The organism is Lunatimonas lonarensis, from assembly GCF_000390185.1.
Lineage (GTDB): Bacteria > Bacteroidota > Bacteroidia > Cytophagales > Cyclobacteriaceae > Lunatimonas > Lunatimonas lonarensis.
On the sequence record NZ_AQHR01000085.1, the window covers coordinates 269,634 to 282,138 of the forward strand.

Genomic DNA, 12,505 nt, shown 5'->3' on the forward strand with positions numbered 1-12,505 from the left:
GACAGGCATCACAACCACATCCTGGCTTCTTTTTGATAGGTTTACGAAAAAACTGCCGATAGATCCACCGTGAAGCCACCAGTAGAAAAAGAAAGAACACCACTATTTCCTGCCAATCCATCAACTGAAGATTTGATATGTTACAAGTGCGGCAAAATACGCGACCGAGGTCATAACCAATGCTTGGAATATGGGCCATTTCCACGATTTGGTCTCTCTATACACCACAGCCAATGTACTCATGCACTGCATCGCAAAAGCATAAAAGACCATAAGTGAAAATCCGGTTGCCTGGTTAAAGACTTTTTCACCTGTGCCGGGACGGGTTTCTTGTGCCAATTTCTCACGGATGGTAAGCTCGTCCTCCGCATCCGCACCAATGCTATAGATCGTTGCGATCGTCGCCACAAATACCTCCCTTGCCGCAAATGAAGTGATCAACGCAATACCGATTTTCCAGTCATAACCCAAGGGGCGAATAGCCGGCTCGATTGCTTTGCCCATGATCCCTATGTAGGAATTCTCTAATTTCCTCGCAGCAAAGGCATCCTCAACTGCTTCTCTTTCCTCGTCTTGAACCAAGGCCAATGCCGCTTCCCGTTCCTCTTCTAGAGGTTCCATGCGGGAACTGGGCCCGTAAGATGCCAGCACCCAGAGCACAATGGATATGGAAAAAATCACCTTTCCGGCTTCCAATACGAATACCTTGGATTTGCTGAACATAGTTACCCCAACGGCCTTCCACCTAGGCATCCTATAGATGGGCAGATCACAGATAAGGTAACTCTTTTCACCCTTTTTCAATACGAATTTGAGCGCAAACGCACCCATCAGGGTTGCCGATATCCCCAATAAATACATGACAAGAAGTGCCAAGGCTTGGGCATTTACGCCCAAAAACGATTCCGATGGCACCGTCAAACCAATCAATATAATGTAAACAGGCAATCTGGCAGAGCAGCTCATCCAGGGCGTCACCAGTATGGTAATCAGCCGCTCTTTGTTACTGCTTATATTCCTAGCCGCCATGATTCCCGGGATTGCACAGGCCATACCTGATATAAGCGGTACCACACTCTTTCCGTGCAGGCCAAAAGGCTTCATGATCCGATCCATCAAAAAGACTACCCTTGACAGGTAACCGGTATCCTCCAAAAACGCCAAAAAACCAAAAAGCAACGCAATCTGTGGAATAAAAATCACGATACCACCTATGCCTGGAATCACCCCTTCTACTAATAGGTCTGTAAACACGCCACGAGGCATCAGGGCATTGATCCATGCGGAAAAAGCAGCGAAACCACCATCAATCCAGTCCATCGGCACTTCAGCCCAAGCAAAAACCGCCTGAAAAACCAGTAGCATCGTTGCCAAAAAAACGGCATACCCGAATACGGGATGAAGCATTATCCGATCCAACGCCAAAGTGATGCCCTTAGGTTTTTTAGCCTCTTGGACGATACTCTCATCCAAAATGGATCGTATGATACGGTAACGCTCCACTGTCTCAGCGACTTGTAACTTTTCAAGATCCACCGCATATAGCTCTGCTTGCCGCTGGAGCCACAGTCGATCCGGCTCAGCGAGTACATTGCCTTTCAATGAAAACAATAGCAGTTGAAATGCCTGATAGGGTGTTGCCAACCCATACCGCTCCACCACGGCCGCAAGTAAGTCCTTTGGTAAAAACTGCCCAACATCGAGCACGGGATCCGGAGATGAAAACTTATCCAAGAAAATCAGTTCCCGAATCGCTCCCATCCCCTCCTTTTTGCGCGCATCTGTCAAAATCAAGGGTACTCCCAATCGCTTATACAGTTCAAAGACCTTGATTTCCAAACCCTTTTCCTCGGCGAGATCTTTCATGTTAAGAAGAAAAGCCATGGGAATTCCCAAATCCATCACCTGGGTTCCCAGCAACAGGCTTCGCTCCAGGTTTACTGCATCTAAAATCACAAGGACCGCGTCGGGACGCCTTTCTCCCAATCCATTCAAAACACGATGGGCAACCTCCTCGTCTTCCGACTTGGGATAGAGACTATACGTACCGGGCAAATCAATCAAGTGGTAGGTCTGATCGCCGTGCTTCAGGGATCCTATGGTTTTGTCTACCGTTACGCCGGGATAGTTGCCAATCTTTTGGTTCAGGCCAGTTAACTGGTTAAAAATACTGGACTTGCCAACATTCGGATTACCTATGATGGCAATTGTTTTAACACTTTCTGATGTCGTAATTTTCTCCATGCACTTAGGGCTTGTCTTCCTCCAAAATCAGGAGATCCACCTCTTCAATACGGAGTGCAATCAGGTTGTCATCGACCAAAAAAGCAATTGGCCCTCCAAAAGGGGCTCGCTGCACCAGCTCAAGGGACTTGCCTGGCTGCAGGCCGATTTCCAAAAAATTGATGGTAAGCGGGGATTCGACAATCTCCCTGACTTTATATCGGGTACCACTTGTTAATAGGGAGGTATTTGGCATGGGGGACGCGATTTTGCTTTATTTATTAAGATCAAGTCAAAATTACACCTTTCTTAATGTGAACCCAAACACCTATAGAAAAATTCCAGCTATCGCGCTTTCAGAAAGAAAAAAATCCGATCCGTCATTGGACGAACCGGATTCAATTTAGTTGGTTAACCAGTCTTGGTAGTTAAAAAACAGGGAGCCGAAAAAACGGGTGACAGCAACCCTTTTGAAATTACTTTTTAACCAATAATCGTAAGGCTTGCACATTGCCGGTTTCTGAAATCAGATAGGCAATATAAAACCCTTCATAAATTCTCTCTTAACAGGACGCCAATGCTTAAACCAACTATGAACCATCCATGAGAAACCAAACAGCAGAAACCACATTTCCTCCTGAAAGTTAAGGTAAATTCATGGGTTCTCAATGCATCTAAATGCATTTTTTTAGTTTTAAATAACCTTTTCATGTATGTTTTTTTGATAGAAAAAAAATAAGAACTAATACTCATTAAAATCGGTTTCGCTTCTAAGTTGTTTTGATCGTATTGAATTAATGAAATCCAAAGAAATTTCTTTCACCTTAGTCCTCATCCTAGGAGCCCTTAGTACGATCAGTCCTTTTTCTGTTGACATGTACCTTCCGGCGTTTCCAGCAATTGCAAGGTCGCTAGATACTGGCATTTCAGAGGTGCAGCTTTCCCTTACCAGTTATCTTATCGGCATTGCTATCGGGCAACTTTTCTATGGCCCCTTGCTTGATAGGTTTGGACGTAAAAAACCTTTGTACGCCGGGTTGATATTGTATATCATCGCCTCGGTGGGTTGCGGGCTGGTAACATCCGTAGAATCCCTGATTTGGATGCGGTTTTTACAGGCAATAGGTGGCTGTGCAGGCATGGTGGCAGCACAAGCCTTGGTCAGGGATCTCTTCCCAGTAAACAAAATTGCCCAAGCTTTTGCCCTGCTCACCTTGGTGATAGCCGTATCGCCTATGATTGCACCCACCATCGGAGGCTACCTTGCCACAAAAATGGATTGGCATTACCTATTCTGGGTGCTCGCGTTATTGACAGCCTTGATTCTGGTGTTTTCCCTGATCTACCTTCCCGATGGTGCCTCTCCGGACCGGCAGATTTCCCTTCGCCCCACCCAAGTAGTGCAGAAATACCTGTTCGTCCTTAAAAACAAACAGTTTCTCACCTTCATTCTTGTCGGAGGCATTGCGGGTGCCGCACCTTTCGCCTACATAGGCGGCTCTTCCGACGTCTTCATCAACCTGTATGGACTATCAGAAACCCAATATGGGTGGGTTTTTGCTCTATTGGCCACGGCCATGATCGGTTCCACTCAACTCAACCACCTGCTATTGCGCCATTTTCGAAACGAGCAAATTGTCGCCACGGCTCTATCCTATCAACTTGTGTTGGGGGCAATTATTTTTGTGGGCACTTACCTGAATTGGTTCAGCGTGGAGGTTTTCATCTTCTTTCTGTTCATTTTCTTGACTGGGCACGGGCTGAGTATTCCAAATGCGGCTGCACTCTCCCTGAGTCCTTTTTCCCAAAACGCCGGCAGTGCGTCTGCCATGATGGGATTTATGCGGATGGCAATGGGGGGTGTCGTAACCGGCCTGGTTAGCTTTTTCCATAACGGAACGGCCATTCCAATGGTGTTTATGATGTTTATCTGTATCTTCTTCGGGCTCGTTGTCATGGTCATTTACTACGCCGATTCCATTGGAAAAAGAATTAGAAGGCAACTGGCCTGATACAACCGGTGAAGACCAAACTTGAACCAAGCACAATAGGGACTTGTTTTTAAACGGATAGACTACGTTATTCAGATGGATTTTCTACCTTTGCACTTTGATCCATTTTAGAAAAAACCCACACAATCCGCATGATTTCAGTAGATAATCTGACTCTCAAATTTGGGAAACGTACGCTTTTTGAAGAAGTAAATTTAAAATTTACACCGGGAAACTGCTATGGCGTAATCGGTGCAAACGGTGCAGGTAAGTCGACTTTTTTAAAAATATTGACGGGTGAAATCGATAGTACTTCCGGGCAGGTAAACATTACTCCAGGGCAGCGTATGGCTGTCTTATCCCAAAACCACTTTGCCTTTGAAGAGGACGACGTGCTCAAGACCGTTATCATGGGACATAAGAAGCTATTTGAGATCATGACCGAAAAGGATGCGATCTATCTGAAGCCTGATTTCAGTGAAGAAGATGGAAACCGTGCGGCAGAATTGGAGGCGGAATTTGCCGAAATGGATGGATGGAACGCAGAAAGCGATGCCGCCGCACTATTATCCGGCCTTGGGGTGACAGAGGAACTGCACCCAAAACTCATGAAAGAATTGTCGGGTGATCAAAAAGTACGGGTCCTTTTGGCGCAGGCACTCTTTGGAAACCCCGATATCCTGATCTTGGATGAACCTACCAACGACCTTGATGCCGAAACAATCGGTTGGTTGGAGGATTTTTTGGTCAACTTCAAAAACCTTGTAATAGTAGTTTCGCACGACCGACACTTTTTGGACACCGTTTCTACCCACATCGTGGACATTGACTTTGGTAAAATCAACATTTACACTGGTAACTATACCTTTTGGTATGAATCCTCCCAATTAGCGGCGAAACAGAAAAGCGATCAAAACAAAAAAGCAGAAGACAAACGTAAGGAACTTCAGGCCTTTATCGAGCGATTTTCAGCCAATGTGGCAAAATCCAAGCAGGCTACCGCCCGGAAAAAAATGCTCGAAAAACTTAACGTGGAAGAAATCAAGCCTTCCAGCAGAAAATATCCGGGCATCATATTTAAGCCCGAACGTGAAGCTGGTGACCAATTGCTTCTGACCGAGGAACTGGGGCTTGAAGCAGATGGAACGGTGTATTTCAAAGATGTAAACCTAATGGTGGACAAAGGTGATAAGATAGCTTTTATTTCCCGTACCAAGCAGGCGGTTACCAAGTTCTTTCAGACGGTCATGGGAGAACTTCCTATTCAAAAGGGCTCTTTCAAATGGGGCGTCACGATAAACAAAGCCTATCTGCCCAACGACAACTCCTCCTTCTTCAATTCTGACCTTAAGTTGATCGATTGGCTTAGTCAATATTCCGACAACCAAGAAGAGGCTTATGTGCGTACTTTCCTCGGCAGAATGCTGTTTACGGGCGAAGAATCCTTTAAAAAAGCGTCTGTCCTCTCCGGAGGCGAAAAGGTCAGGTGCATGGTATCCAAAATGATGCTTCAGAATCCGAATTTCCTGGTGCTGGATGAACCTACCAACCACTTGGACCTGGAGTCGATCCATGCACTAAACAACGCGATCATCGATTTCAATGGAACCGTATTGCTCTCTTCATTTGACCATGCCTTTGTCCAGTCGGTGGCCAATCGCATCATCGAATTTACCCCTTCCGGAACCATCGACCGCAGACTTCCCTATGAAGAATACCTGGAAAACCCGGAAATCCTTGCGCTGCGAAACTCGATGTACGGGAAGAAGTAAACGTCAGGTTCATTGCTAGCCACTGCCATTTTCGTTTATCTCCTACTCACCGTGGGAATCGGTGCCTGGGCATCCAAACGGGTAAAAAACGCAAAAGATTTCATGCTGGCAGGGCAGAAGTTGCCAATGTTCCTTAGCACATCCGCTTTATTTGCCACTTGGTTTGGATCGGAAACGATCTTCGGCGCATCCTCCGAATACCTGGCCCATGGGCTTTTGGGCGTAATAGAAGATCCCTTTGGGGGTGCACTGTGCCTGGTATTGTTCGGATTGTTCTTTGTCAAACCCATCTATCGAATGCGTGTACGTACGCTGGGAGATGTGTTTGCACGCCTTTTTGGGACAAAAGTCGGCTACATTGCCTCCTTTTGCATGGTTCCTGCATTTTTTGGTTATACCGCAGCCCAGCTTGTGGCGTTCAGTTTGATCCTGGGTGCGGTTACCGGGGTCGGTATGTTGACAGGTATACTTATCAGTGCCTCCATCGTGGTTGGCTACACTTTTCTTGGAGGCATGTGGGCAATTTCCATTACAGATTTCGTCCAAACCTCGGTGATCGTGGTGGGGTTGGTGTGGGTCTCGGTGATCATTCTTGGAGATGCTGGAGGCATAGGTAGTATCCTAGCCAATGCGCCGGAGGGTAGCTTTCAGTTTTTCCCTCCATCCGAACTGTCGGCTTGGGGCACTTATGTTGGAGCCTGGGCCATCTTGGGGCTGGGAAGCATCCCCAGCCAAGACATCTACCAACGTGTCATGGCATCCAAATCCGAGAAGGTAGCCCAGACTTCCCTTTTTCTGGCCGCGTTCTTCTATGTAACCATCGGATTGCTCCCTTTATTTATTGCCTTGGGAGCCAAAACACTATACCCTGACCTCTATTTGGAAAACCCACAAATGCTCCTACCGCAGATGGTGCTTCAACATACGGGCCTGGGGGTGCAGGTGATATTCTTTGGTGCCCTTCTTTCGGCCATTATGAGTACCACGAGCTCGGCACTGTTGGCCCCATCCGCGATCCTGTCGGAAAATCTCTTGAAGCCCTTTATCCCAAACTATACCGACAAAAAAGTCCTAAGGGTATTGCGTCTCAATGTGGTTGCCGTAGCCATGATCTCGGTACTGATGGCCAGCTGGAAATCAAATATCTACGAGCTTGTGGCAGGTGCTTCCATCCTCCTTCTCGTTTCGCTGTTCATACCACTCTCAGCAGGCCTTTATTGGAAAAAAGCATCGCCTGCCGGGGCTATTCTTGCCGTTTTCTTTGGCATGACTTCCTATTTTATCTTGGATCAATTTACCTTTGCTATCCCATCCTTTCTCCTCGCAACCATATGCAGTGGCGTGGGAATGATACTCGGATCCTACCATAAACCAAAAAAGAATCCATGAATGCATTTATCCAACTGAAACCAGGAAAGGACATTTCCATCAAACGCAAACACCATTGGGTTTTTTCCGGCGCAATTGCCACAAAAACACCCGGTCTTACATCGGGCGACCTGGTTGACGTGAGGAATGACAAAGGGAATTCCGTAGCTACCGGCTTTTACGGACAGGGATCTATAGCTGTTCGGATAGCTGCCTTTGAAAAAGTACCGTTGGATGCCTCGTTTTGGCTTCATTCCCTAAAAAAAGCCTACAGCTTACGTCAAAGGCTCGGTTTGACCGAAGATTCCCAAACAAACGTCTACCGGCTTTTCCACGGAGAAGGGGATCTAATGCCTGGGTTGATTATTGACTACTACAACGGTACTGCCGTAATACAGGCCCATCACGAAGGCATACACAAGCAACTGCCGGATATCGTGTCTGCACTTCAGAACATCTATGGCGAAAAACTGCAGGCTGTTTACGATAAGAGCGATTCTACCCTGCCGGGAAAGGCCGCAGAAAGCGATGGGGTTGTATTTGGAACACCCGAAACTCAAGTGGTATCGGAAAATGGGCACCTTTTTGAAATCGACTGGGAAAAGGGACAGAAAACCGGATTTTTCATCGATCAGCGGGAAAACCGACACCTATTGGCCCACTACGCAGCCGGAAAAAAAGTGCTGAACACCTTTTGTTATTCCGGTGGGTTTTCAGTCTATGCCTTGAAGGCTGGTGCAAAAGAAGTACATTCGGTAGATATTTCCGCATCTGCCATCGCCCTCACAGACAAGAACGTTGCCCTAAATGGGCTATCTAAGGCCAATCACCGGAGCGTGGCGGCGGATGTGCTCCATTACTTGAAGGATTTCCACCGGGATTTTGAATTAATCGTCCTAGACCCTCCCGCATTTGCCAAACACATCCGCAGTCGCCATCAGGCTGTTCAAGCCTATAAACGCATCAATGCCCTGGCCATTAAAAACATATGTCCCGGCGGTCTATTATTTACCTTTTCCTGCTCCCAGGTTGTGGACATGACCCTTTTTGCCCACACGGTCACCGCAGCCGCCATGGAGGCAGGACGAGAGGTCAAGATCCTTCACCAACTCACCCAGCCCGGTGACCATCCCATCAATATCTTCCATCCGGAAACCGCCTATTTGAAGGGTCTTGTGCTCTACGTCGTCTAATTCGCCGACTCGTTCACCTTTTCTACGTATGATGCCTCGGTACTGTTCCGTGAAGTTTTTAGCAGCGTTTTCCCAGCAAGACCAAAGGTCTACGGCGTAATCCATTTCGAAAGCAGCTCTTGCCTATCCAGCGCCGATTTAACCGAAACCCTCCGAATGGCTCCTCCCCTATCACTTGGCAGCGATTCCCGAAGCAGCGTTCCGGAATCTGCCCCCCCGGCTACCAATATCAGTGGGCTTCTATCCTGAAGGTAATTCAGGAGCTGGGGCAAATCGTAGGACTTTCCAGCATAAGGCACGGTATAGGCAATCATGGCAGGATCATATTGAGGGTCTTTTACCAGCTCCTGAAAGGAAATCAGTGGATCTACCAGGGCAATCTTTGAAATAGAAGGATTAAAAGCAGCTGCATGTAGCAACACCGCGCTCATCGCACCCTTGGCCAAGCCGCTGATATCGGCAACTTGTTCACGCTGCTTCAATACCTGCACGAGGCGATTGGCGTCTCCCGCATGGATTCCTGTGATACTTCTCCCGATTAAGATACTTCCAAACCAAAGGTTAAAGGAATGCCCTTCGAAATTGGAGTCACCCGTAAATCCACCAGGACCCATTTCTCCGATCGTCAGGAGGTCGGGAGCCAACACCATCGCACCTCCACGAACCAACGCTTCCATATCGCCATTGATTTGGGAGTCAGTAGCTTTTCCGGATGGATCCAAGTACAACACAGCCCTTTCGGTAGGTATGTCCGGTTTCATCAACAAATAGGGTATCCAATAGTCGCCTTCGCCCTTCATTAGATGTTGTTCTATGGAGTATCCATCCCTTTTAAATCGGCCTACCATCATCGATTCGGCAAGTCCCTCAGGTGCCTGGTAGCCGGAAAGCTCCTTTGCGGTGGCCACTAGGTTGTCCGGCAAATCCGGCAGAGAGGCCAATTCCCGCTGGTTCAGATCAAAAACCCTTTTGCCCGGGAAAGAAGTCAGCACCTGTCCCGTTTCGGTTACCTGAAGATCTGCCTTAGACAGCGTATCCACCGCTTCATCTGATGAATCGCCGGGCAACCGTAGATGGCGTTGAAAAAAAGCATACATCGCCTCCCGGTTCTGACGGGTGGAGGCATGTCCGGCGTCATCTTCCACTATTTCAAAATGATCCGGTACACCGAAACTTTCATACACGCTGCGGATCTGTGTCGCGGCCTCTCGTGCACCTTCAATGTTGAAGATATCGCGGGTGGTAGTGACCATCAGATTTGGCTTTGGTGCTCTTACCATCAACAGGTCTGGCTGGTCCAATCCCTGCTGTATCCCACGATAAAAATTCTGCTCGGCATCTTGGGGGCCATGGGTAAGCCAAAGGCGCTTAAAAGTTGTGATGTAGTTTTCAGGCGCGGATGCATAGATCCGCTCATCAAATGCGGCAATGTACGCAGACTGCGTTCCCCCTCCCGATCGGCCTGTGATTCCAATCCTATCTGGATCAACCTCCTTTCTGGTAAGAAGGTAATCCACCGCACGTATGCCATCCCAAATCATGTAGGTAGCTTGAGATGTACCTGCGATGAATGCCTGGGCGCCCGGGTAGGAATGCTGCTTCGTCGGACCTCCGATGGTTGGTTCGTTGGTAATCGGGTCAAAATACTCCAACCGCTCCCCCTGACCTACGGGGTCAAAAGCAAAAACGATGAACCCCTTGGCCACTAAATTCAAAATCATATGCTGGTATGTTACACTTCGGTACGCTTCCAATGCATGTCCACTGCAAAAAATAACCGCCGGTGCCCTGCCCCGTATGGACTTGGGAAGGAAAAGTGTTCCGGTAACATAGAAGCCTGGCTGGGACTCAAATACCACGTGTTCCATCCCAAACCTTTCCTTTTCCACTCTTCGGGTAACTTGTGGATTGAGTGGTGTTTTTTCGGGGAATGGACCTACCAGTTCCATTAGCTTCTCCTTTGTCCATGCCTGCCGTTCCCTCCACTGCGCTGCGGTCTGAATCTGCGATAACGCCTGTTCCCGCTGCTCCAAATAGCCAAAAGCCTGCCCGGACAAATGCTTATAGAGGGCATTCGGCCCATCTTTAAAATTAACCCAGTGATTCTGTATGACTTTCAGGTCTTCCTGGGCCATCAGGAAACCGGGGAATAGCAAAAAAAGTAATACTAATCTTGCGGCTTTAAATAGTGGTGGGTTTTGTGGCACAAAAGGATCAGCCAAGTCCATAAGTTGATTAGAAAAACCAACGGCCGCAGTATCACTAAAATGTCGTCTTTTCATGTACGCAGTTTTTTGCTGGAACTCTGTCATCCGTCCCCGTAATACATTGAAAATCTTGGGTTTGATTATCATAGTCCGTTTGCTTATTTGACATTCTCTTTTGTCGATTGGGCTGATGATTCGAGTATTTGGCTAAAGCCCATTTCTCTATTCATTTGGATTGCCCCGCCGTGTAGAGAATCCTTCAATATACCTTTAAGTAAGCAAAAAAGCTTACCCACTGTGCGTCGAAACAAACACAAAGGAGGTAAGCTTTCCATAATGGAACAGGTTTTTATTATACCTGGTCAGGAACCACAAAGGGAGGTCTGCTCGGCCTTGTCAACATGGTATCTGCCTCCGAGTCATTGGCAAACCGCTCGTATTCGCCCATAAAATTGAGGCCGCGTCCCAAGCGATAGGAAATATTCGCCATGATAGGCAATGCGGAGGAATAATGCCCTTCCCGGATATCGCAATTGAGCGCATATCGATCATTTTTACGGATCGCATCCAGAAAGTTGGCATAATGCTCCGAACCTCCGGGTGCTGCCATCAAATTGGATCCCCCGCCAGACGCGCGCTGTTCCCTGGTAGATTGGGCAAAGGGTTCCTTCTCGTCCTTACGAAAGGCCTTCCAGGTACTGCCATTTAATTCCAGGTAGCCATCCGTACCATAGAAAATGTTTCCTATATGAATATTCAGGCTGGATTCTCCGTTGGTATAACGGCCCCGGGTCTCAAATTCCAACATCTTTCCATCGGCGTATTTGAATACAGAGGTCTGGGTATTAGGGGTTTCCTGGGAACATTCAGCGGGGGAAATCCCGTAAATACCACCAGTAGAGTAAACAGAAACCGGATGCTCGTTCTTATTAAGGCCCCATCTTGCTACATCAAACTGGTGTGGTCCTTGGTTTCCGGTGTCACCATTTCCGGTATCCCAGTGCCAATGCCAATTATAATGGCCTCTTTTTTCATTATAAGCCCTATACGGTGCAGGACCTAACCAAAGATCGTAGTGCAACCCGGCCGGAGGAGTGCTGTCTTTTGCAATACCAAAAGAGTGACGGGGCTTATAGCACAGGCCTCTGGCCATATATACGTCCCCTATGCCTCCCTCATGAAGAAATTTCATCGCCTGGATAACATTCTCAATGGAGCGGTTTTGAAAACCGGTCTGCATGATCACATTGTATTTTCGGGCCGCTTCGATCATCTTTCTGCCCTCAAACAAATTGTGGCTTGCTGGCTTTTCCACATAAACATGCTTACCCGCCTGGGCTGCCCAAATGGCTCCCAATGCATGCCAATGGTTGGGCGTGGCAAACGACACCGCATCAATTTCCTTATCCTCAAATACCTTACGCATATCGTAGGCCGTCCCGGGTTTATCACCGGTCTGGTCCTGCACCAGTTTTACCTTTTCTGCCCATGTATTTTCATCTACGTCACATAGGTTTTTGATCACCACATTTCTGCTGTCCTTCAATTTACAGAATTGGTTGATGTGGTTGGTTCCCTGACCTCGGATACCGATAATCGAAAGGTTTAACCGATCATTGGCACCCAATATATTTCCGTAGGACTTTGCGCTCATGGTCATGCCGGCCACGGCAATGCCTGCACTTCCCATCAAGGTTTTTTTGATAAACTCTCTTCGTTCTGTCATGCTAATTGTTTGGTTATTTTGTTCT

8 protein-coding genes are annotated in these 12,505 nt (G+C 47.6%); 4 read left to right on the forward strand and 4 right to left on the reverse strand.

What is annotated here, in order from left to right:
* Positions 1-120: 120 nt before the first annotated feature.
* Together feoB and ADIS_RS13890 are read right to left on the reverse strand one after the other, a co-directional pair.
* Positions 121-2,244 carry a ferrous iron transport protein B gene (gene feoB, locus ADIS_RS13885; RefSeq protein ID WP_010855195.1) on the reverse strand — a complete coding sequence of 708 codons (2,124 nt, stop codon included), beginning with the start codon at positions 2,242-2,244 and terminating at the stop codon, positions 121-123.
* 4 nt (positions 2,245-2,248) lie between these two features.
* Positions 2,249-2,479 carry a FeoA family protein gene (locus ADIS_RS13890; protein ID WP_010855196.1) on the reverse strand — a complete coding sequence of 77 codons (231 nt, stop codon included), beginning with the start codon at positions 2,477-2,479 and terminating at the stop codon, positions 2,249-2,251.
* A gap of 541 nt (positions 2,480-3,020) precedes the next feature.
* On the opposite strand from ADIS_RS13890, the gene ADIS_RS13895 reads away from it, so the two are divergent.
* The 4 genes from ADIS_RS13895 to ADIS_RS13910 all read left to right on the forward strand — a co-directional run bounded on the left by ADIS_RS13895 (position 3,021) and on the right by ADIS_RS13910 (position 8,547).
* A complete protein-coding gene (locus tag ADIS_RS13895; protein WP_035806013.1) occupies positions 3,021-4,235 on the forward strand; it encodes a multidrug effflux MFS transporter in 1,215 nt (404 codons plus the stop codon).
* 131 nt (positions 4,236-4,366) lie between these two features.
* Positions 4,367-5,986 carry an ABC-F family ATP-binding cassette domain-containing protein gene (locus ADIS_RS13900; protein ID WP_010855199.1) on the forward strand — a complete coding sequence of 540 codons (1,620 nt, stop codon included), beginning with the start codon at positions 4,367-4,369 and terminating at the stop codon, positions 5,984-5,986.
* Positions 5,987-5,998: 12 nt separating this feature from the next.
* Positions 5,999-7,375, forward strand: coding sequence for a sodium:solute symporter family protein (locus ADIS_RS13905; protein ID WP_010855200.1), 1,377 nt, complete (start codon positions 5,999-6,001; stop codon positions 7,373-7,375).
* Entirely contained in the window at positions 7,372-8,547 is a 1,176-nt protein-coding gene (locus tag ADIS_RS13910) for a class I SAM-dependent rRNA methyltransferase (protein WP_010855201.1), read from the forward strand. The genes ADIS_RS13905 and ADIS_RS13910 overlap by 4 nt, the downstream gene beginning before the upstream one ends.
* Before the next feature lie 89 nt (positions 8,548-8,636).
* On the opposite strand, the gene ADIS_RS13915 is transcribed toward ADIS_RS13910, so the two are convergent.
* Both ADIS_RS13915 and ADIS_RS13920 read right to left on the reverse strand, forming a co-directional pair.
* The gene (locus ADIS_RS13915) at positions 8,637-10,829 is read right to left on the reverse strand and encodes an alpha/beta hydrolase family protein (protein WP_238325439.1); all 2,193 of its coding nucleotides are present in this window, start codon (positions 10,827-10,829) and stop codon (positions 8,637-8,639) included.
* A gap of 277 nt (positions 10,830-11,106) precedes the next feature.
* The gene (locus tag ADIS_RS13920; protein WP_010855203.1) at positions 11,107-12,480 is read right to left on the reverse strand and encodes a Gfo/Idh/MocA family protein; all 1,374 of its coding nucleotides are present in this window, start codon (positions 12,478-12,480) and stop codon (positions 11,107-11,109) included.
* Positions 12,481-12,505: the final 25 nt, after the last annotated feature.

What these genes read in the sequence shown, in the direction of transcription:
- feoB (WP_010855195.1), bottom strand. Translation starts at nt 2,244, where the DNA reads ATGGAGAAAATTACGACATCAGAAAGTGTTAAAACAATTGCCATCATA.
- ADIS_RS13890 (WP_010855196.1), bottom strand. Translation starts at nt 2,479, where the DNA reads ATGCCAAATACCTCCCTATTAACAAGTGGTACCCGATATAAAGTCAGG.
- ADIS_RS13895 (WP_035806013.1), top strand. Translation starts at nt 3,021, where the DNA reads ATGAAATCCAAAGAAATTTCTTTCACCTTAGTCCTCATCCTAGGAGCC.
- ADIS_RS13900 (WP_010855199.1), top strand. Translation starts at nt 4,367, where the DNA reads ATGATTTCAGTAGATAATCTGACTCTCAAATTTGGGAAACGTACGCTT.
- ADIS_RS13910 (WP_010855201.1), top strand. Translation starts at nt 7,372, where the DNA reads ATGAATGCATTTATCCAACTGAAACCAGGAAAGGACATTTCCATCAAA.
- ADIS_RS13915 (WP_238325439.1), bottom strand. Translation starts at nt 10,829, where the DNA reads ATGAAAAGACGACATTTTAGTGATACTGCGGCCGTTGGTTTTTCTAAT.
- ADIS_RS13920 (WP_010855203.1), bottom strand. Translation starts at nt 12,480, where the DNA reads ATGACAGAACGAAGAGAGTTTATCAAAAAAACCTTGATGGGAAGTGCA.